Source organism: Ensifer sp. BR816, assembly GCF_000378985.1.
Lineage (GTDB): Bacteria > Pseudomonadota > Alphaproteobacteria > Rhizobiales > Rhizobiaceae > Sinorhizobium.
This window is the reverse complement of record NZ_KB905370.1, coordinates 723069-743227: the sequence shown is the minus strand read 5'-3', so window position 1 is coordinate 743227 and position 20159 is coordinate 723069. Positions and strand designations below refer to the sequence as shown.

General features: G+C 64.5%; 20 protein-coding genes and 1 pseudogene. 4 read left to right on the top strand and 17 right to left on the bottom strand.

Annotation, left to right across the window (positions count from 1 at the left end; all coding sequences use genetic code 11):
- Nucleotides 1-52 precede the first annotated feature (52 nt).
- A complete protein-coding gene (locus RHIBR816_RS0103535; protein ID WP_026186607.1) occupies nucleotides 53-928 on the top strand; it encodes an EamA family transporter in 876 nt (291 codons plus the stop codon).
- 303 nt (nucleotides 929-1231) lie between these two features.
- Here RHIBR816_RS0103535 and RHIBR816_RS0103530 read toward each other — a convergent pair whose 3' ends face one another.
- Nucleotides 1232-2488, bottom strand: a complete 1257-nt coding sequence (locus RHIBR816_RS0103530) for an aminopeptidase (protein WP_018235159.1) — start codon at nucleotides 2486-2488, stop codon at nucleotides 1232-1234.
- An 84-nt stretch (nucleotides 2489-2572) separates the two neighbouring features.
- Nucleotides 2573-3259 carry a glutathione S-transferase family protein gene (locus tag RHIBR816_RS0103525; RefSeq protein ID WP_018235158.1) on the bottom strand — a complete coding sequence of 229 codons (687 nt, stop codon included), beginning with the start codon at nucleotides 3257-3259 and terminating at the stop codon, nucleotides 2573-2575.
- A gap of 86 nt (nucleotides 3260-3345) precedes the next feature.
- Here RHIBR816_RS0103525 and RHIBR816_RS0103520 point away from each other — a divergent pair, with 86 nt between their 5' ends.
- Entirely contained in the window at nucleotides 3346-3801 is a 456-nt protein-coding gene (locus tag RHIBR816_RS0103520) for a MarR family winged helix-turn-helix transcriptional regulator (protein WP_026186606.1), read from the top strand.
- Between the two features lie 5 nt (nucleotides 3802-3806).
- Here the strand turns inward: RHIBR816_RS0103520 and ybaK are convergent, their stop codons facing one another.
- The 4 genes from ybaK to tatA all read right to left on the bottom strand — a co-directional run bounded on the left by ybaK (nucleotide 3807) and on the right by tatA (nucleotide 6525).
- On the bottom strand, nucleotides 3807-4280 hold the full coding sequence (gene ybaK, locus RHIBR816_RS0103515) for a Cys-tRNA(Pro) deacylase (RefSeq protein WP_018235156.1): 474 nt from the start codon (nucleotides 4278-4280) through the stop codon (nucleotides 3807-3809).
- Nucleotides 4281-4285: 5 nt separating this feature from the next.
- Nucleotides 4286-4636, bottom strand: coding sequence for an ArsC family reductase (locus RHIBR816_RS0103510; RefSeq protein ID WP_018235155.1), 351 nt, complete (start codon nucleotides 4634-4636; stop codon nucleotides 4286-4288).
- 77 nt (nucleotides 4637-4713) lie between these two features.
- Complete coding sequence (locus RHIBR816_RS0103505) at nucleotides 4714-5343, bottom strand: YitT family protein (protein WP_018235154.1); 630 nt, start codon at nucleotides 5341-5343, stop codon at nucleotides 4714-4716.
- Nucleotides 5344-5355: 12 nt separating this feature from the next.
- A complete protein-coding gene (gene tatA / locus RHIBR816_RS0103500; RefSeq protein ID WP_026186605.1) occupies nucleotides 5356-6525 on the bottom strand; it encodes a tyrosine aminotransferase in 1170 nt (389 codons plus the stop codon).
- A 211-nt stretch (nucleotides 6526-6736) separates the two neighbouring features.
- Here tatA and RHIBR816_RS0103495 point away from each other — a divergent pair, with 211 nt between their 5' ends.
- A complete protein-coding gene (locus tag RHIBR816_RS0103495; RefSeq protein WP_018235152.1) occupies nucleotides 6737-7207 on the top strand; it encodes an Lrp/AsnC family transcriptional regulator in 471 nt (156 codons plus the stop codon).
- Nucleotides 7208-7225: 18 nt separating this feature from the next.
- On the opposite strand, the gene RHIBR816_RS0103490 is transcribed toward RHIBR816_RS0103495, so the two are convergent.
- The 7 genes and pseudogenes from RHIBR816_RS0103490 to RHIBR816_RS0103460 form a co-directional block, all read right to left on the bottom strand.
- Entirely contained in the window at nucleotides 7226-8284 is a 1059-nt protein-coding gene (locus tag RHIBR816_RS0103490; RefSeq protein ID WP_026186604.1) for a succinylglutamate desuccinylase/aspartoacylase family protein, read from the bottom strand.
- Between the two features lie 79 nt (nucleotides 8285-8363).
- Nucleotides 8364-8950, bottom strand: a pseudogene (locus tag RHIBR816_RS38975) (hypothetical protein).
- A gap of 4 nt (nucleotides 8951-8954) precedes the next feature.
- Complete coding sequence (locus tag RHIBR816_RS0103480; protein ID WP_157628138.1) at nucleotides 8955-10634, bottom strand: SWIM zinc finger domain-containing protein; 1680 nt, start codon at nucleotides 10632-10634, stop codon at nucleotides 8955-8957.
- A complete protein-coding gene (locus RHIBR816_RS35245) occupies nucleotides 10606-11031 on the bottom strand; it encodes a hypothetical protein (protein ID WP_018235146.1) in 426 nt (141 codons plus the stop codon). Before RHIBR816_RS35245 ends, RHIBR816_RS0103480 begins: the two co-directional genes overlap by 29 nt.
- A gap of 119 nt (nucleotides 11032-11150) precedes the next feature.
- On the bottom strand, nucleotides 11151-12713 hold the full coding sequence (guaA, locus tag RHIBR816_RS0103470; protein WP_018235145.1) for a glutamine-hydrolyzing GMP synthase: 1563 nt from the start codon (nucleotides 12711-12713) through the stop codon (nucleotides 11151-11153).
- Nucleotides 12714-12819: 106 nt separating this feature from the next.
- Nucleotides 12820-13458, bottom strand: coding sequence for a 5'-methylthioadenosine/S-adenosylhomocysteine nucleosidase (locus RHIBR816_RS0103465; protein ID WP_018235144.1), 639 nt, complete (start codon nucleotides 13456-13458; stop codon nucleotides 12820-12822).
- Nucleotides 13455-13907 carry a PaaI family thioesterase gene (locus tag RHIBR816_RS0103460; RefSeq protein WP_018235143.1) on the bottom strand — a complete coding sequence of 151 codons (453 nt, stop codon included), beginning with the start codon at nucleotides 13905-13907 and terminating at the stop codon, nucleotides 13455-13457. Before RHIBR816_RS0103460 ends, RHIBR816_RS0103465 begins: the two co-directional genes overlap by 4 nt.
- A 159-nt stretch (nucleotides 13908-14066) precedes the next feature.
- Between RHIBR816_RS0103460 and RHIBR816_RS0103455 the strand changes: the two genes are divergently transcribed.
- A complete protein-coding gene (locus RHIBR816_RS0103455) occupies nucleotides 14067-14621 on the top strand; it encodes a GNAT family N-acetyltransferase (RefSeq protein WP_026186603.1) in 555 nt (184 codons plus the stop codon).
- Between the two features lie 189 nt (nucleotides 14622-14810).
- On the opposite strand, the gene RHIBR816_RS0103450 is transcribed toward RHIBR816_RS0103455, so the two are convergent.
- The 4 genes from RHIBR816_RS0103450 to RHIBR816_RS0103435 all read right to left on the bottom strand — a co-directional run bounded on the left by RHIBR816_RS0103450 (nucleotide 14811) and on the right by RHIBR816_RS0103435 (nucleotide 20056).
- The gene (locus RHIBR816_RS0103450) at nucleotides 14811-15893 is read right to left on the bottom strand and encodes a DUF1513 domain-containing protein (RefSeq protein ID WP_018235141.1); all 1083 of its coding nucleotides are present in this window, start codon (nucleotides 15891-15893) and stop codon (nucleotides 14811-14813) included.
- 233 nt (nucleotides 15894-16126) lie between these two features.
- Nucleotides 16127-17116: a magnesium transporter CorA family protein gene (locus RHIBR816_RS0103445; RefSeq protein ID WP_018235140.1), complete on the bottom strand. Its 990-nt coding sequence runs from the start codon at nucleotides 17114-17116 to the stop codon at nucleotides 16127-16129.
- Between the two features lie 304 nt (nucleotides 17117-17420).
- A complete protein-coding gene (locus RHIBR816_RS0103440; RefSeq protein WP_018235139.1) occupies nucleotides 17421-18545 on the bottom strand; it encodes an imelysin family protein in 1125 nt (374 codons plus the stop codon).
- The gene (locus tag RHIBR816_RS0103435) at nucleotides 18545-20056 is read right to left on the bottom strand and encodes a di-heme oxidoredictase family protein (protein ID WP_018235138.1); all 1512 of its coding nucleotides are present in this window, start codon (nucleotides 20054-20056) and stop codon (nucleotides 18545-18547) included. Before RHIBR816_RS0103435 ends, RHIBR816_RS0103440 begins: the two co-directional genes overlap by 1 nt.
- Nucleotides 20057-20159 lie beyond the last annotated feature (103 nt).

Below are 20159 nucleotides of genomic sequence, written 5' to 3'. Positions count from 1 at the left end.
AAGATAAATTCCGCTAATGTATCTTGATATCAAGTCACTTGAGATGAAGATAATGAAGAAGCAAAACTTGGACCTTGCCTTCACCGCCATAGCCCCGGCAATTTGGGGAAGTACCTATCTGGTTACCACCGAATTCCTGCCGGCCGGCTACCCGCTGACGGTAGCGATGCTGAGAGCGCTGCCTGCCGGCCTCCTGTTGCTGCTCGTCGTCCGGCAGATGCCGAAGGGCATCTGGTGGCCGCGCAGCTTTCTGCTCGGCGCGCTCAATTTCTCCTTCTTCTGGGCGATGCTGTTCGTCTCGGCCTACCGCCTTCCCGGCGGCGTCGCCGCGACCGTCGGCGCCATCCAGCCGCTGATCGTCATCATGCTGTCGCGTGTCGTGCTGGGTTCGCCGGTCAAGGCGCTGAGCGTCGTTGCCGGCATCGCCGGCATTGCCGGGGTGGCGCTTCTGGTGCTGACGCCCGGGGCGGCACTCGATCCGCTCGGCGTCGCGGCTGGCCTCGCCGGCGCGGTCTCCATGGCCTTCGGCACGGTGCTGAGCCGGCATTGGGCCCCGCCTGTCTCGCCGCTCACCTTCACCGCCTGGCAACTGGCGGCCGGCGGGCTTCTCCTCGTGCCCGCGGCACTCTTCTTCGAGCCCTCCCTGCCGTCGCTCACCGCCTCCAACCTGATGGGTTTCGCCTATCTCGGCCTGATCGGCGCCGCCTTCACCTATCTTCTATGGTTCCGCGGATTGTCGCGGCTCGAGCCGTCCCAGATCTCGCCGCTCGGCTTCCTGAGCCCGGTTGTAGCGATTCTGCTTGGCTGGGGCGTGCTTGGCCAGCAGTTGACGGCGGTGCAAGTGTTCGGGATCGCCGTCGTGTTCGTGAGCGTCTGGATGAGTCAGCGTGCCCAGATGGCGCGGCGCGCCGCATCCCTTAGGACATAGCAATCGAACTATGCAGGGGCATCGCCGCGCTCAGAGCCATCCTTCGATGGCTGGACATGTGAGCTGAGGCGGCCTTCATCACCCCCCTCTGCCCTGCCGGGCATCTCCCCCACAAGGAGGGAGATCGGCTCGGCGCAATGTCTTGCCCGACCGGAACGTTTGGCGTTGCCGAAGCCGCAGCGAAAAGTCGAGAGTAGCAAGTCGAGCGATGCATCACCGCTTGCCAATCTCCCCCTTGTGGGGGAGATGCCCGGCAGGGCAGAGGGGGGTGTAGTCGGGTGCCAGCGCAAGACTTACATGGACTTAAGCCCACTCGCCCTGGCGCATCACCGGCACATGGGCGCCGTCGGCGCGCACGCCATCAATGTCGACCCTGCCGGAGCCGATCATCCAGTCGATATGGATGAGGCTCGAATTGCCGCCCTGGGCGCGGACCTGCTCCTGGCTGAGGCTGGCGCCGTTCAGGAAGCACTTCGAATAGCACTGGCCAAGCGCGATGTGGCATGAGGCGTTCTCGTCGAAGAGCGTGTTGTAGAAGAGGATGCCGGAGGCTGAGATCGGCGAGGAATGCGGCACCAGCGCCACTTCGCCGAGCCGGCGGGCACCCTCGTCGGTGTCGAGCACCTTCTTCAGCACTTCCTCGCCGCGCGAGGCCCTGGCCTCGACGATGCGCCCCCCTTCGAAGCGCACCTCGATATTGTCGATCAAGGTGCCCTGGTGCGACAGCGGCTTGGTGCTCGACACATGCCCCTCGACACGCAACGCATGCGGCGTCGTAAACACCTCCTCGGTCGGGATGTTCGGGTTGCAGGTGATGCCGTTCTTCGCGGTCGAAGCGCCGCCGTGCCATTCGTGGCCGTCGGCGAGGCCGACCGTCAGGTCGGTGCCCGGGCCGCTGAAATGCAGCGCAGAAAAGCGCTCCTCGTTCAGCCAGGCCGAGCGCCGGCGGAGATTGGCGTTGTGCTCCGCCCAGGCGGCGATCGGGTCGTCGGCGTCGACGCGGGAGGCGGCGAAGATGGCGTTGGCCAGTTTCTCGACGGCGATCGCTTCGGGATCGTCGGAAAACACCTGCTTCGCCCAGGACGGGTTCGGATAGGAGACGATGTTCCAGTTGATGTCGAAGTTGGAGATCTTTTCGAGCGCCGGCTTGTAGGCGATCGAATTCGCCCGGTTCGCGCGGGCCACTTTTTGCGGGTCCTCGGACGACAGCAGCATCGGGTTGTCGCCGGCGATCGCCAGACGAGCCGCGCCGCCTGCGAAGGCCTTCGCCATGCCCTCGTAGAGCCAGTCGCTTGCCCGGTCGAAGCTCTCGTCCGGCGCATGGGCGTAGCGGGCAAGCGTCGCCTCCTCGTCGGCATAGAAGGTCGTTACCAGCCCGGCGCCGGCCTTGTAGGCATGCCTGGTGATGAGACGCACGAGCGGCAGGGCGGCGATCGGCGCGGTCATCAACAGGTCCTGGCCGCGCTGCAATTGCAGGCCGACCTTGATGGCGACCTCGGCGAGTTTTTCGAGCTTGGCGGCATCGACGGGATTTCTGGCCGACTGGAGGGGGGCGTTCATGGCAGCTCCTGTTCTTCTTCCTGCGGGTGTCATGCGGTTTTAGACCGCTTCCGGCAAAAACAGAAGGCTCCGTGTTTCCCCAATTCAGGCCGCGATCTTTCCCGTTTTCAACAAGGCCGCGTCGTGTTTCTCGAGGAATGCCATCAGCCGCGCGGCATAATCGTCGCCGACCGCTGCCTTGACGCTCGGACGCGCGGCCAGCGCCTTCCGCCAGTTGGCAACACGCGGCAGACCGTCGAAGATGCCCTGCTCCGCGATCGTGTCGAAGACGTCGAAATAGCGGAAGACCGGCGCGAAGACGGCATCGACCAGGCTGAAACCGACTCCGGCAAAATAGGGTCCATCGCCGAGTTCCGCCTCGACGGTCGCGAATTTCGCCTTGAGCACGTTGCGCTTGACTTCGAGCGTGTCACCATCTTGCGTGGTCTCGTAGACCCAGAGATCGGAAAGGATGGAGGAGCCGAATTCCATCCAGCCGCGGTGTCGTGCCCTGGTTAGCGCATCGGCGGGGTGCAGCTTCGCGCCCGGCTGCGTCTCTTCGAGATATTCGCAGACCACCGTGCTTTCGAAGAGGATCGCTTCGCCCTCCTCTTGCGCAATGCGCAGCAGCGGCACCTTGCCGAGAGGCGAGATCTTCAAGAACCACCCGGGCTTGTTCGCAAGGTCGATATAGACGCGCTGGAAGGGCATGCCCTTTTCATGAAGCGCAATCGCGGCGCGCTGCACATAGGGGCAGAGATGGTGGCTGATCAGGGTGAGGGATGATGGCATCGGGGCTTCCTCTGTTGATCACAAAGTAGATGCAATTGCATATATAATGACTTGCCAAATCCGTCAAGATAGATGTAATTGCATCTATGAGGAATGAGGACGGATCTGGGCGAAACGCGCCGACCTTGGCGACCACCGAGGCCTGGGTCGGGCTCATGCGGGCGCAGCAGCGCGTGCTTGCTGCCATCGAGAAGGAGTTTAAGGCGGCAGGTCTCCCGCCGCTTTCCTGGTACGACGTGCTCTGGGAACTGGTGAAGGTCGAAGCAGGCAGGCTACGCCCGTTCGAGATCGAGGCTCGGACGCTTCTTGCCCAATACAATCTTTCCCGCCTGATCGATCGGCTGGAAAAGGAAGGACTAGTGCGCCGCGAGTCCTATGACGAGGATGCGCGCGGTTGCTGGGTCACCGTCACCGAAGCGGGGAGGGCGATGCGGGCTCGCATGTGGGAGACCTATTCGCAGTCGATCGAGACGCATGTCGGCACGAAGCTCAGTGAGCCAGAGGCCAAGGCGCTCGCCGCCCTGCTTTCAAGACTCTCCTGACGTCGTCAGGCGATCAGCGCCGCCTCAATCGCCCTGAGAACCGCCCGCACATCCTTCGGGTCGAGCCGCACCTGCAGCCCGCGCTGGCCGCCATTGATGAAAACCAGCGCTTCCGCGAGCGCCGCTTCTTCGATCGCCGTCGGCACGAGCTTCTTCTGGCCGAAGGGGCTGATGCCGCCGACGTGATAGCCGGTCAACCGCTCGGCGTCGGCCGGCTTCATCATGCTGGCCGACTTGCCGCCGAAGGCGGCGGCAAGCTTCTTCATGCTCACTTCCCGGTCCGACGGCACGATGCAGCAGACCGGCTTGCCGTCCACCTCCGCCATCAGCGTCTTCAACACGCGCGAAGGGTCCTCGCCGAGCGCTTCGGCCGCCTGCAACCCGACGCGCTCGGCCCCCGGATCGTAGTCGTAGCTGTGCACCGTGAAGGCGATGCCGGCCTTGGTGAGCGTCTGCGTTGCCCGGGTGGTCCTGGACATCGAGCTCAGGCGCCGAATTCGGCTTCGTAGAGCTCGGGCTTGAAGCCGACGACGAGCTTGCCCTCGGCTTCCAGCACCGGCCGCTTGATCATCGACGGCTGCTCCAGCATCAGCGCGATCGCCTTTTCGGCGGTCAGATCCTGCTTCTCCGCCTCCGGCAAATTGCGGAAGGTCATGCCCTGTCGATTGAGGACCGTCTCCCAGCCGAGTTCGGCGCACCAGCGCTCGAGGTGAGCGCGGTCGATGCCCTCGGCCTTGTAGTCGTGGAACCGGTAGGCCGCGCCGCGGCCGTCGAGCCAGCCGCGCGCCTTCTTCATCGTATCGCAGTTCTTGATGCCGTAGATCGTGACCGTCATTGCCTATTCTCTTCCGCCGGATTCGGGATCACACATAGCCGCAGGCGGCGGCGGAGAAAAGTCCGGAGGCGGCGATCTCAGGTCACGCCGACATAGCGTCCGGGCCTGTGGTTGATCGCCAGCATCATATTGACGACGGTTGCCCCGAGCACCGAGAGCATCAGGTTGGCGGGCGGCAGCACGAAATAAGCGGCGGCGAGAATTGCGAGGTCGACCGCCAGTTGCAAATAGCCGGCCCGGATGCCGCTCTTTTCCTGCAGGTAGATCGCCAGGATGTTGATGCCGCCGAGGCCGGTGCGGTGGCGGAAGAGGACGAGCAGCCCCATCCCCATCAGCCCACCGCCGACGATCGCCGCATAGACCGGGTCGAGCCGCGCGAACTCGACCCATTCAGCCGTCAGCCGCGAGAAGAGCGAGACGAGGCTGACGGCGAAAAAGGTGCGCAGCGTGAAGAGCCACCCGAGCCGCCTGATCGCCAAGATGTAGAAGGGCAGGTTGACGAGCGAGAACATCAGCCAGAAGCTGGTGCCGGTCGCATATTGCAGGAGCAGCGCCAGCCCGGCGGTGCTGCCGGTCAGGAGCACCGCCTTGCTGTAGATCACCACCCCGAGGGAGACGATGAGCGTGCCGGTCAGGATGGCGAGCACGTCCTCGTAGAGTTTATGGCGTTCGACCGGAGAGTCGACCGCTTCGCTGTTGGCTGTCATCCGGCGGTCCGTTCAAAGGCTCGTGAATTTCTGGATGACGCCGGCGACCTCAGCCGTCTTCAGCCCGGCAATGTTGATGCGGCCCGAGCCCGGCATGTAGATGCCGTGTTCTGTCCGGAGTCGCATCACCTCCGCTTCGGTCAGCGGCAGCATCGAGAACATGCCCTCCTGGTCGGCGACCGCTCCAAGGCTCTGCCAGCGGCTCCTCAGCCCTTCGGCAAGCGCCCGGCGGATGCCGGTCATGCGCAGCCGCATGCCTTCCAGTTCCTCGGCCCAGTCGCGGGCAAGCTCGGGATCCGCAAGGATGGTGCGGACGACCGCCGCGCCGTGGTCTGGCGGCATGGAATAGCTGGTGCGGGCAAGGCCGGCGAGATTGGAACGTACCGTATCGGCGGACGAGGCCGAGGCAGTGACGCCGAAGATCGCGCCGGTGCGCTCGCGATAGAGGCCGAAGGATTTCGAGCAGGAAACCGCCACCAGCGCTTCCGGAACGACGGTCAAGAGGTGCCTAAGCCCGGCGACATCCTGCTCGGGGCCGCGGCCAAAACCCTGATAGGCGAGATCGACGAGCGGCAGCAGGCCGCGCTCGGCGACGAGGGCGGCGATCTCCATCCATTGGGGTTCGGTCAGCACGCCGCCGGTCGGGTTGTGGCAGCTCGCATGCAAGAGCACCGCGTCGCCGGCGGCAGCACCTTCGAGCGCGCTGACGAGATTGTCGAAGGTCACCGACTGCGACGGAATGTCGAAGAAGTCGTAGGTGGCGATTTCGAGGCCTGCCGCCTTGAAGATCGGCGCATGGTTCGGCCAGCTCGGCAGGCCGAGCCAGATCCGTCGGCCGCCCATTCTGTAGATCAGATCCGCCGCCAGGCGCAGCGCGCCGGAGCCGCCGGGGGTCTGCACGCCAGCCACATGGCCGCGCTCGACCGTGTCGCCGCCGACGAGCGTCCAGAGATGATCGAGGAACACCAGGTCGCCTTCGGGCCCGACATAGGCCTTGGTCTCCTGCGTTTCAAGGAGGCGCTTCTCCGCCGCCTTGACGGCCCGGAAGATCGGCGTGCGGCCGGTTTCGTCGCGATAGACGCCGACGCCGAGATCCACTTTGCCGGGGCGCTCGTCCTTGCGGAAGAGGCCGATCAGGGCCAGCAGCGGATCGTCGGGTTGGCGGGCGAGGGCGTCGAACATCTGGAAAATCCTTGGAACTGGGATCAGTCGATAGTCGTCTTGCGTTGGCTCAAACGCAAGCCGCATTAGCGGCTTGTCGGTTTCCTATGTAGAACAAGCCTGGCGCAAATTCGACGCCGTATTTGCCTGGATTTGCCGCTACTCATGCGCATTTTTGCGATAGAATGCGTACATACTGCATCAAATTTGCTCAAGCCCGCGGTGAGGCCTCATGGAAATCGAAAGAACGGGACTGGACGCGACCGACCGGCGGATCATCAGGCTGCTGATCGACGACGCATCGCTGAGCAACAACGAACTCGCCGCCCGGATTGGCCTGTCGCCGGCGCCGCTGTCGCGGCGGCTGGCGCGTCTCTATTCGTCCGGCGTGATCCGCCAGACGGTGATCGTCGACCCGAAGGCGCTGGGGATCGGATTTCACGCCTTTGTCGAGGTGACGCTGGAACGCACCGCCAGCAAGGTCGGCCAGCGCTTCATCGAACTGGTGTCGCGCATGCCGGAGGTGGTCGAGTGCCACACCGTCGCCGGCGATTTCGACTTCCTGCTGAAGATCGCGGTGCGCGACGTGGCGGATTACAAGCGCCTGCTGTGGAGCGAGTTCGAGCAGATCGCGGAGATCAAGACGCTGCGCTCGACCATCCTGCTCGACAGCCCGAAAATGCAGGGTGGCGCTACGCCGTAGGCGGCGGCACTCAAAGAGTCACGGTTCCAGCGTACCCGGCCTGCGGATCGCCCGCGACGGCTCGGCGCAGGCGATCTTCATCAGGTCCGACCGGCGGCGGGCGATGCGGGTCGAAACGCGGGTGACGATCAGGCCGTCCTGGGGCGCCCGAACCTCGACCGCTCCATCCGGCATGCCGGGCCTCGTCAGGATCGTCGCGAGCAGGTCTCCGGTTTTGATGCGCTCGCCGATGTCCTTGTGGAAGAGGATGGCGCCCGCCTCCGGCGCACGGATCATCTCGATATTGTCGAGCGGCGCAACGACCCCGCCAAAGGCCGGAAGGGACGCGCGATCCGCCGCGACGACGCCGCGCGCAGCGAGGAAACTGTAGAGTCCTTCCGCATCCTTGCGGGCCATTTCCGGATAGACGTCGCGCGTGCCGCGAAGTTCGACGGTCACCGAGAGCCGGTCGCGCAGGGCCTTCTTCTCGCCGGTGTTCTCGCACTTCCAGGCATAGGCGACGGCCTCCTCGAAGGCGGAGCTTTCGCCATCCGAGAGAAACACCGCATCCATGCCGAGTGCAGCGGCAAGATCGGCCGCCTCGGGCCAGAAGGCCTCGTCGATATAGGCGTATTGCAGCCCCTCGTCGTCGCAATGCAGGTCGAGAACGAGATCGCAACTGAGTGCCTTATGCAGAAGCTGCCGCTTCAGCCGGTCGATGGCCGAATGCCGGTCGAGATCTTCAATGAGGCCGGCGCGCTCGCCGAGTGTGATCAGGGGAAAATCGCGATTGAAATTGGTGCGGGTGCCGAGATCGAACCGGCCCTGCAGCTCGCCGAAATGCGTCTGCGCCGAGCCGATCGGATTTGCCTGTGGGACGACGGTGATGTCGCCGAGGATTGCGCCTTCGCTTTCGGCCTGGCGCAGTCGCTCCACGAGAAAATGAAGCAGTGCTGTGCCTGGCAGTTCGTTGGCGTGGAGGGCGGCCTGGATATAGGTCCGCGGTGCCTCGGGTCTGGTCCCGGTGAACCGGAACACCGGCAGCCGCCATTCGAGGCCAGGCGTGTCGCCGGCGATGATGATCTCGGAAATTTCCACTTTGCCGTCCTCAATGGTTCGGGCGATACCCATCGCTATTTGCTTGAGCCTCGCCACGCAAGCCGATTGACTGGCCGAATCAATCCTCTTCGACCGTGGGCAGGTCGAGCGCGGAGCGCAGCACTCCCTTTCCCCGCTCATAGAGCATCGCATAGCGCGCCGGCTCCAACAGGTCGGCACGCGGCGCAAATCCCGCGACGACCTTGTTGAAGGGGATTGCGCCTCAGCCTGGCGTAGGGCAATCGAATTTGCCTTTGGGACACCGGCTGAACTTGCAGAGGCGCCCGAGATAACGGTCGCTGCCCGGTTCGAACAGGAAGCCATCGACCTCATTGCTCGGAACGCTCATGCCTGCTCCCGCTTCGAAGGCCGCGCGCAGGGCCCTGGTGCACGCTTTCCGCAGGTCGCCGAGCCGCTCCTGCGAGTCGATCCAGATGGCCCTGTCGAGATCGCCGCATTCGTGCCAGACCTCGATGCCGCGGCGGCGAAAGTCTCTGAAACGGGGACCTCCTTCCACAGCGGCTTTGCAACCGAGCCGATGACGGCGATCGCCTCGACTTCCGGGAAGGTCGCCCAAGCGCGAGCGATGATGTCCGCCGCCAGGCGGTAATCCTGCGGTCGCTTGAGAAGATAGCGGTTCTGGCTGTCGATCTCGGCGCGACGCATTCGATCACTCCAGGAGCTTCATGAAGTTGCGCTTGCGGTTATGCTGCGCCTTCAGTTCGGCGAGATAGGCCGAGTGCTCGGTGGCGTTTCGCCAGCTGCCGATGCGCGCGATCAGCGCTGCCGCTTCCTCGTAGTTGTGGTTGCCTCCGAGCTTGACGAGCTCCTCCACGCGCTCGGCATAGACCCGGACTGCGTGCTGCGGATGAGTGGCTTCGCTCGCGCGCGCGAGACTTTGTCTCTTATAGACCGATACGTCGTATTTTTCCGCCGCCGCCCAGGCTGTGTCGAACCGATTTTCTTTTATCAGGATCTCGATGAGAAGATCGGGTTGGGCGAAACGAAAGCCATCCTGTTTGGCGAACCGGGACTCGATGAGCCTTACCGCCTTGTCGCATGCGGCCTCCCCCTCCAACTGGCGAAGCCGTTCATAGAGCGCGGAACTCGGAGATTCGAAGGCACGCCACAAAAGCTGCAAGGCTTCCGTACCCCGGCCAACCTTCGTCAGCAGGTCGGCAGCGAGGAAGACGAGCCGCTCGTCCTGCCGTTCGTCTTCGAAGATCCACAGGCCCTCCTCGACCCAGCGAAGAGCCTCGTCCTCGCGGTCATGCCGCCGGCAGAAGTCAGCCAGTTCCAGATAGTTCGACGGTGACGACAGGTCCTTCGTGCGCAGTGCGATGCGCGCCGCGATATCGCCTTCGTCTGCGGCGACCGTATCGAGGATGCGCTGCAACTGACCATAACCGGCTACATATTCGGTTCGGTTCCGCACGCCGCCGCCGCGCCTTGGCGGCAGTTTCTCCCATTCCACGAGGGCGAGACGGCGATACTCGGCGAGCCCCTCTGCACCCAGGACATCCGCATAGATGCCGGCGGCGTTGAAGAACGTGTCGTAGTCCCCGCCCATCTCGCGCTCGAAGAGGTACTGGGCGAGCGTAGCGGGGTCCGGTCGAGCAACGCGCACCGAAGCGAGATGGATGTCGCGGGCCTGAGTGAGAAGCTCGCTGCCGTGGCCATCGGAATCATCGATGTCCTGGAGCGCGTCTTCGATCCGGTCGATCGACCGTTCCGCAAGTTCGCGTGCAAGCGCGCCATGGCCAGCAGCAGAGAGGCCGGCGAGAGTGTCGAGCACCGCCGCCACGCCCGCGGCCCATTCGTCTGCCTCGCGATATCCCACGTAGCCGTCCGTATGTGTGGCGCCGTCGATCGCCCGGAGCATCCGCGTCTGGATCGCCTTGCCGTCGCCATGCGTCGCAGCGGCGGCCATGTCCAATCGGCGGAACAGCGCCAGATCGAACTCGCTGAGGTCCATGATCATGTCGATGAGCGCGTCGACGCCCTTGCTTTGCAAATAGGTGCGGATACGCGTCGCCGCATCGACGCCGTCCTCTTCGGCCCCCTGGCCGCCAGCGTTCGCCGCCAGTGCGGTCGCAACCATGTGCTTGCAACAGCCCCGATCCTCGAAGGCCGGGCAGGAGCAGTTGCCGTCGATCGTCTCGCCGCGGCCGTTAAGCTCGACCCGGTAGTCCTCGGTGCCGTTCACCTGCGCCAGCACGCGTTGCGGCTGAACGGCGAGGAGCTCGACGCGATTGTCGCGAAAATACGCCTCGCCGCGTGCATAGACCTTGCTGCCGACGAGGTTGCGCAAGGCACCGGTGCTAAAGCGTGGTTTGCTTGCAGAGTTCATAGGGGCTGAAGCACCTCTTCGGTTCGATGAGGTGGAGCGCCTCTTCGAGGGGGACGCCGGAATACAGGCGCCACCATCGCCCCGTGTGCCTGTACCACATGACGTCGAACAGGACGTCCGTGAGGCTTTCCTCCCGATGATCGAGGCGTGCAAAGCCCGTGTCGAATTCCTCGCCGGCATTGTCGGCAAAGCCGGAGCGATAGCGCGTGATGAAGCTGTACTTGCTGCCCCGCCACTTGCCGAGAATGTCGATCGGGTAGTTGAACGCCATCGGCCGAATCTGCGGACGGAAGCGGGGTTTCAGTTTCTCGGCGATGAATCTTTCGCACGTGGCGGCGATGGCGGCTTTCTGGTCAGGGGCGAGCGTCTTGACCCACGTCCATCCTGCCTTTGCCATCGTGCTCCCCTCGCCGCATGCATGAAGCGGGGCCAGCCTATACGGAAATCGCTCGGACACAAGTTGTTGGACGGATTGTCCTCAGCGAACACACCCCTGCCTTGTCGGGGGTCCGCCCCTCACTCCCACTCGATCGTGCCCGGCGGCTTCGAGGTGACGTCGTAGACGACGCGGTTGATGCCGCGCACCTCGTTGATGATACGGGTCGCCGCGCGGCCCAGGAATTCCATGTCGTAGTGGTAGAAGTCGGCGGTCATGCCGTCGACCGAGGTGACGGCGCGCAGTGCACAGACGAATTCGTAGGTCCGCCCGTCGCCCATGACGCCGACCGTCTGCACCGGCAGAAGCACGGCGAAGGCCTGCCAGATGGCGTCGTAGAGGCCCGCCTTGCGGATCTCGTCGAGATAGATGGCATCCGCCTCGCGCAGGATTTCGAGCTTCTCGCGGGAAATCCCGCCGGGGCAGCGGATGGCAAGGCCGGGGCCGGGGAAGGGGTGGCGGCCGATGAAGCTGTCCGGCAGGCCGAGTTCGCGGCCGAGCACGCGCACCTCGTCCTTGAAGAGCTCGCGCAGCGGCTCGACGAGCTGCATGTTCATGCGCTCCGGCAGGCCGCCGACATTGTGGTGCGACTTGATCGTCACCGACGGGCCGCCGGTGAAGGAAACGCTTTCGATCACGTCAGGATAGAGCGTGCCCTGGGCGAGGAAATCGGCGCCGCCGAGCTTCTTCGCCTCTTCCTCGAAGACCTCGATGAACAGTCGCCCGATGATCTTGCGCTTGGTTTCCGGATCGCTGACGCCCGTAAGCTCGCCGATGAAGCGGTCGGAGGCATCGATATGGAGGAGATGCAGGTTGTAATGCTCCTGGAACATGGCGACGACATTCGCCGCCTCGTCCTTGCGCATCAGGCCGTGGTCGACGAGGATGCAGGTGAGCTGGTCGCCGACCGCCTCGTGGATGAGGAGCGCTGCAACGGAAGAATCGACGCCGCCCGAAAGCGCGCAGATCACCTTCTTGTCGCCGACCTGCTCGCGGATCGCTTCGACCGCCTTGGCGCGGTAGGCCGACATCGTCCAGTCGCCGCGGATTCCGGCGATCTTGTGGACGAAGTTGGAGATCAGCTTGGCGCCGTCGGGCGTGTGCACCACTTCCGGATGGAACTGCACGGCGTAATATTTGCGCGTCTCGTCGGCGATGAAGGCGAAGGGGGCATTGGACGAGGTCGCCACCACCTCGAAGCCTTCCGGCAGCGCGGTAACGCGGTCGCCATGCGACATCCAGACCTGATGGCGGGAGCCGAGCGACCAGACCCCGTCGAAGAGGGCGCATTCCTTTTCGACTTCCAGGAAGGCGCGGCCGAATTCGCGATGATGGCCGCTTTCCACTTTGCCGCCGAGCTGCGCGCACATGGTCTGCTGGCCGTAGCAGATGCCGAAGACCGGCAGGCCGCTTTCGAAGATCGCCGAAGGCGCGCGCGGCGAGCCGATGTCGAGCGTCGAGGCCGGGCTGCCGGACAGGATCACGGCCTTCGGCTTCAGGCGCTCGAAGCCCTCTTCGGCCGATTGGAACGGCACGATCTCGCAATAGACGCCGGCCTCGCGCACGCGCCGCGCGATGAGCTGCGTTACCTGGCTGCCGAAATCGACGATCAGGACGGTGTCGGGATGGGCTGTCTGGGTCATGGCGGGCCTTCAGGCAAGCTTGATCATGGCGAGCCTTTAATGAAAGGCCGCCCTTGGCGCAACGATTTCATTGCACCCCGACAATTTCGGACCTCCTGCAGAACCGTCAGAGCCGGATTTCGCCGCTTGCGAGAGCGTCTTCGAGCCGATCGATGGCGCCTGCCAGCCTCTCGTCGATGATGTGCAGATATTCCGTCCAGTCGTCGACATGTTTCAGCTCGGCCTTGCCGTCCGATATGCCGCGCAGCCCGATCAGCGGTACGCCGAAGGCCTGGCAGGCGCGCAGGATGGCGTAGGTCTCCATCTCGACCATGTCGGCGTCGATATCGTCATAGGCCTTGCCGGAGACGATATTGGCGCCGGTCGAAAGCCGCGCCTCCTTCACGCCCGGGACGCGATGCGGCAGCTTGACGACGGCCGGCAGGTCGAGAAAGGGCGTCGCGCCCTTCTCGAAGCCGAGCGGCGAGGCGTCCATGTCGCGATAGCCGACCGAGGTCGCCTGGTAGATTTCCGTTTGTTCGAGCGTCGAGGAACCGGCGGAGCCGAGCGAGACGAGAAGATCCGGCAGCCTGCCCGAAGCCTTGAGCTCGCAAAGCGCCCTGGTCAGGCCGACGGCCGCCTCGACCGGGCCGACGCCGGTCATCAGCGGCCTGATCCGGTCGCGAAGGCAGGGGCCGTATTCCGGGTCGACGGCCATCACGTAGAGGATGTTCTTGCCGGCGACCGGCTTCAACTCGAAACTCATCCCTCGATCCCCTCGCGGCCGCGCACCACCATCATCGTTCCGGTCATCGAGGCGATCAGCTTCGCCGGCCCGTCCGACCTCACCGCATAGGCCTTGCCGTCCGAAACGATGATCGTCGTGCCCGGCTTCGTAACCTCGCCGCGAAAGAGGAAGCGCTCGCCGCGGCCGGGCGACAGGAGATTGACCTTGAATTCGATCGTCAGCAGCGAGGCGTCGGGATCGATGAGCGAATAGGCCGCATAGGTGCCGGCGGCATCGAGTGCCGCCGAGATCACGCCGGCATGCAGGAGACCATGTTGCTGCGTCAGCTTGGGATCGAACGGCAGTTCGATTTCCACCGTGCCCTGCTCGACGAGGGTGAGTTCCGCCCCGATCGTGCGCATGGCGGCCTGGCGGCCGAAACTCTCCCGGATGCGGGCACGAAAATCGTGCGGCTCGCTGTCGTCCATCAGTTAAAAAGCCCCTTGCCGAAACGGACCGGAATGCCCGATCGCGCCGACAGTTGCATGCGTCGCGACCGAGGACAAGCGCAATCGTCCGCACGTCACGGCCGCGAACCCGGTGCCGACGGACTTTCGGGAGGCACGTCGCATCCATATATCATCCTGATGAGGAATTTCAGGCGCATAGAGATCCGCCCGGCCATACCGGATGACGTGATGATGATCGCGTCGGTGCTGGTGAGCACCTGGCGCGCGACCTTTCGCGGGATCATTTCCGATGCCTATCTCGACGCCATGAAAGTCGAGGACCAGGCTATCGGCCATGCGCGGCGAATGCGGATTCCAGCAGCCTTCCTCCTGGTCGCCGTTGATCTCTCGAAAGAGCGGGTGATCGGCTTCGCCAATTACGGCCGGGCGCGGTCCATGCCACCGGCCTTCGACCGGGAACTCTACGAGCTCTATCTTCTGCCGGAATTTCACGGCGCCGGCATCGGCTCGGCACTGGTGCGCACCGTCGCGGCCCATTGCCGGGAAATGCAGGCCTCGTCGCTCTTTGCCTGGGTGCTGGCAGCCAATCCGAACCGGGCCTTCTACGAGCGGCTCGGGGCACGAGCGGTGGGAGAGGGGCGGGTCAGCGTCGGCCGCGAGAGCCTGGAGCAGATCGCCTATCGCTGGGATGACCTGGCAACGCTTTCGGGGCTCGGGGATCGTTCGGCCTGATTCCGGAGAAGACCTCTCCCCAACCCCTCCCCACAGGTGGGAGGGGCTACGCGGCCGCGGCGATCGCCTGCGCAGCTTCCCGCCATTGCGCTCGTCGAAGCGCTGAAACAGAAGTGGAAACGGCGCGGCAGGTTAAGCCCCTCCCACCTGTGGGGAGGGGTTGGGGAGGGGTCTTTCATCGATCCGGCGCTATCCCAGCCGGACGATGTGCTGATCCCAGGCGACCGGGCTTCGGCGGTCCCTGAACCGGCCGTCATAGGAGGAGACGGCGAAGCCGGGCTTCGCGGCGGCAACGCCCGCCGCATCCGCGACCCGTTCCTCCTTCAGGACCGCCCCCGTTTTCGCATCGAGCGTCACAGCGACATTTCCCTTCGGCGATGTGAGGCCGACAAGTCCCTCGCGGCGGTTGACGGCGATGGCGCCGACATAATTGGCGAGGGCGGCGGTCGTGCGCTCGGGCAGGGGGACAAAACTCAGTTCCTCTCCCTTTTTGAAATACCCGACAAGCGGCGGCAGGTCGTCGCGCGCGCCCTCGTACTGGCAGGCGAACCAGACCCGGCCGTCGGCGCCGATGTCGACGTGGCGGGTGGAAAGCCGCTTCAGTTCCGGTGGCAGGCCGTGTTTCTCGATCAGCGCGCCGGTCGCGGTGTCGACGAGCGCGAGGCTCGGCTCCATGTGGTCGAGATTGAGCTTGGTGCGGCCGAAATCCGGATGGGTCTCGATGCCGCCATTGGCGATTGCGAGCGTCCGGCCGTCGGCGGTCAGCGTCATGTCGTGCGGGCCGATGCCATAGGTCGGGAATTCGCCGGTGCGGATAAAGCCGCGCGTCCCGTCATAGACGCCGATCATGCCACGATTGGCGGAGAAATCGTTCTCCGTGGCGTAGAGCAGCCTCCCGTCGACCGAGAAGCAGCCGTGGCCGAAGAAGTGGCGGCCTTCGGCGGCGGTGATGACGACCGACTCGGCAGTGCGATCGGTCGCCAGGATCATCGCATAGGTTCCCGGCCGGCGCGCAAAGGCGACCGCCCGGCGGGTCGCCGGCGAGAAGGCCATGCCGTGCGCCCGCGCCGGCAAGAGCGTTCGCTCGACGATCTCTCCCTCTTCCGTCAGCGTCGCCACGCCATAGCTGCCGTCCGGTGCCATGAAGGCCGAGGCGAAGACGGCGTCGGTCCGCTCGAGCGCGAAGGCGCCGCGCGCGCCAAGCGTCGCCATCCAGGCGGCCCCGGCCATTTTGACGAAGCTGCGTCGATCGACGAGGTTTTTGGTGCTCATGCGACTGGCCGGGTGGTCGACAGTGAACTGCTCTCGACGGAGAGGCGGTCCTGAGGCGCAACCCCTCCCCAACCCATCCCCACAAGGGGGAGGGACTTACAGTGTCGCACCAAATCCGCCCGGCTCGAACAGTTCCGCGAGTTCGGACGTCGCAGATGGCGCTCGGCGGGCCGCGGCGGGCAAGCCCCTCCCCCTTGTGGGGAGGGGTTGGGGAGGGGTCCAGACCGCATGATCTACAGCCAGCCTCGGCGCTTGAAATAAAGATAGGGCAACAGCGCGGAAACCGCCATCGCCGCCAGTGCATAGGGGTAGCCGAGCCGCCAATGCAGTTCCGGTATGACGTCGAAGTTCATGCCGTAGATCGAGGCGACGAGCGTCGGCGGCAGGAACACGACCGCCGCGACCGAGAAGATCTTGATGATCTGGTTCTGCTCGAGATTGATCAGCCCCAGCGTCGCATCGAGCAGGAAGTTGATTTTGTTCGACAGGAACAGCGCGTGGTCGCCCAGCGAGGCGGCGTCGCGCTGAATCAGCTTGATCCGCTGCCGGCTCTCCTTGGCCAACTTGCGCGCCGTGCTCCCTTCCGCCGCGACGTGATAGGCGACGAGCCTGCCGATGCTGACCAGGCTTTCGCGGATGGTCGTCAGAAGGTCGCCCTTCTGGCCGATCTGCTCGATCAGCGACTGCAGGTCGCGCGTCTTCTTGGTGGCGCTGGCATGCGACTTGCGGAAGACCTCGCGCGAGATCGCGTCGACCTCGTTGCCGGCCCGTTCGAGCGCGTCGGCAATCCGGTCGATCATCGCCTCGAGCAGACCCAGCATGACCAGTTCGCCCGTCTCGCAGACGGCGCCGTTCGGCTTCTGGATGCGGGTTGCATAGACCTGGAACGGCTTCGGGTCGGCGTGGCGGACCGTGACGAGCGTCGCGCCCTTCAGGACGAAGGTCACCGGCACCTTGGCGGGATAGTCGCTGTCGAGCTTGGCGGTCGCGGTCATGGTCATGAATTCCGCGCCGTCCTCCTGGTAGAGACGGTCGGAGAGTTCGATTTCCTGCATCTCGTCGCGGGTGGGGATGGCGATGCCGAGATGCTCCTCGACCAAGCGCGTTTCATCGGCCGAGGGGTTGAAGAGGTCGAACCAGGTCACCGGCTCCTGGAAGGCAGGACCGGTGGCACGATCGACGAGCATGAGGTGGCCGTTCTGGCTTGTGTAGATGCTGAGCATTCTGGGCTCCATAGGCGAGGTCATCCGACCGCCTGGAGCCCTGATCAATCAGGTCCGTGCGGCCGCAATGAAGACTCGACTTCGACTGTCGGGGTTCATCTTGGGTTGGTCCTTCGTGGGTGAAGCATGCCCGCGAGACGGGCATGGATGCGCTTTGCTCCCAAATTCGCGGCTTGTCAACCTGGGGCTTTTTCACGCTACTGCATGTTCCTTAAATCGTAGCCGATTTAAGGGCAAAACATGCAGTAATTCCAAGTGCTACAGCGTCCTTTGTGCGTCTGAAAGGACGCACGGCGCTGTAGTGTCAATCGCCGTCCGCGAAGGAAAACCCCGCCCCGAGCCCGATCGCGCCTCCGAAATCCCGGTTCAGCCGGTCGAGGAGATCGGCGGTGTTGAGACCGATGAAGTCGAGTCTGGAGCGTTGCTTCTCATCGGTGAGCGCTGCATCGATCGGGCCATCAATGCGGTCGGTCGCACTGATCAGCGCCTTGAAGAGAAAATTCACCGAACCGGCGATCGAGCGGCTGTCGCCGGGAAGCAGGTTCTCCATGCCGGCGACGTTGAAGAGGGTCTGCAGGCCGCGGAGATTCGCGGCAAGGGACGCCATCGTATTGCCCGAACGCCAGTAGATGGCGAGTTTCGGGCGGCCCTTGTCCGCCTTGCCGGCGGTCGGCCCGGCATAGAACGGACGCAGCCGCTGGTCCTTGATCATCTCGACGCTGTGTACGAGAACACCGAGCAGTTCCGTCGCCGCTTCCTTATTGTCGCGGAAAAGCGGGTTGTCGGGGCCCGCCTTCTTCCAGGCGGACTGGATGCCATCCGGCTTTTCCCAGGCGGCAAGAAGCTCGCCGGCAATCGTCGTCAGGTTCTGCGCGATCGCCATTCCGTAACGGCAGCGAAATCCGCCTTCCTCGCTGGCGAGCGACTCGGCTCCGGTGCCGTAAAGAACATATTCGAGCGCGCCGAGGCCCTGTACCGCGACGCTCTTCGACTTGAGGCTCTCTGCCTGCGTCGCACTCTCGTCGCGCTTGGCAAGAATGGCTTGCACCTGCTTGAGGCCGGTGCTCTTGCGATCGGGATAGAACAGGAAGCGCTCGAACCTGTTCTGCTCGAGGGCCGGTCCAAGGCGGATGATCTCGATCGCCGACCATTTGCGCACGACATCCGAAAAGGCCGCTCGCGCTTCATCGAGTGCCGCGGTGGACGGAGTCGCGCAAAGCGCGGCGTTTTTCTCGCCGAGGTCGGCCGTCGCCCGCGACAGGTCGCGATAGCCGGGAATGATGAAATTATCCAACGCCTTCGCCATCACGCCCGGAAGTGCCGCTTCGTCGAGGACGCGCGGCGAAAGGGCGTTGCCCTCCTGTGCCACCACGGGCGTGGCGGCTGCAAGAAGCAGGAAGCCGAGAGTCAAGGAAAGGCTCAGGCGCATCAGAGCGACTCCAGAAAGGAAAGCAGGGCGTTTCGGTCATCCTTCGACAGGGCGGCGAAGGCATTGCGGGCCTTTTCCGCCTCGCCGCCGTGCCAAAGGATGGCCTCGGTGAGATTGCGGGCACGCCCGTCGTGGAGCAGGAACGTATGGCCGCTGACGGTCCTGGTCAGGCCGATCCCCCAGAGCGGCGGCGTGCGCCATTCGCGTCCGTTGGCAATTCCGACCTGCTGGCCGTCGGCGAGGCCGTCGCCCATGTCGTGCAGCAGGAAATCGGAATAGGGCCAGATGAGCTGGAAGGCCAGCTCCTTGTGCGGCGCATCGCGCCGGGTGACGTATTTCGGCGTGTGGCAGGTCGGACAGCCCGCGTCATAGAAAAGCCGTTTGCCCTCTAGCGTTTGGGGAAAGCTTGCCTTGCGCCGGGCCGGCACCGCGAGATTGGCGGAATAGAAGGTGACGAGGCCGAGCACCGGGTCGGGCGCCTCGACCGGCCCGAGCCGCGCCTGGACACCGGTCGGAAGCGTGAGGCAAGCGCCCTGCGCCTTGGTGCAGTCGCCATGGCCGCTGTCGAAGGCCGGCGTTGAAATGCCGATATCGACCGCAAAGGCGTCTGCGGCCTGTTGGCGAATGGTCGTGTTCTGGGCCTTCCAGCCGAAGCGGCCGAGCGTGATCGCGCCACCGTCCCGGTCCCGGACGAGTGCCGCCCGTCCGCTGATGCCGTCACCGTCCCGGTCGTCCGGGTCGTCTTTCGCAAGAATGTCCGCTTCGTGGATCATCTCGATGAGGCCGAGCCCGATCATCGCCGGCGCGACGCGCGGCGAAACGGTCGTCATCGGGTCCATCGGGCCATAGCCGAGATCGGTGACTGCATACTGCGGCTTGCGGAGCTGGACGACCTCGCCATCCGCAAGCGGCACCGCCTCTTCCCGGTAGCTGACCTTGAGACGACCTTCGGCGGCGAGCCCGGGCACGGCACCGTCCTGCAACTGCGCGCCGTAGACGGGATCCGGGAAATTGAGCGTCCGGTGGTCAGCGAGGAGGCGCCGTTCGGCTTCGTCGCGCGGCGGACGGGCGAGACGGTAGACCGTCGACGTCGCATCCGCCCCCTCCGGCGGGCGGCCCCGGCCATCGCGCGGATGGCAGCTTTCGCAGGCGCGGGCGTTGTAAAGCGGGCCGAGCCCGTCGGAGGCTTGGGTCGAGGAGGGGGTGGAGACCCAGAGTTTTTCGAACAGCGCCTTGCCGAGCTTGAAATTCTCTTCGTCCTCGAACGGCAGGTTGTCCGAGAATTGCTGGAAGACCTTCTGGTCGATCGGTGCGACCGTGGTCGTGGCGCCCGCCGACATCGCCTCGAATTGTTCGGCCTTGGAAAAGTCCTGGGTCGGCCGGGTTACGGTTTCGACGCGTTTGAGATCCTGTTCGGAAAGGTCGTCGCGGGCCGGCAGGCACCCCCCTCTGCCCTGCCGGGCATCTCCCCCACAGGGGGGGAGATCGGCAAGTGGCGATGTCCCGCTCAAGGAATTCGCCTGCGCGCGATCGGTTGAGTTCGACGGGTTCGATATTTGCGAGCTGATGGGGCAAGGCCTTGCCTCCGGCCAATCTCCCCCCTTGCGGGGGAGA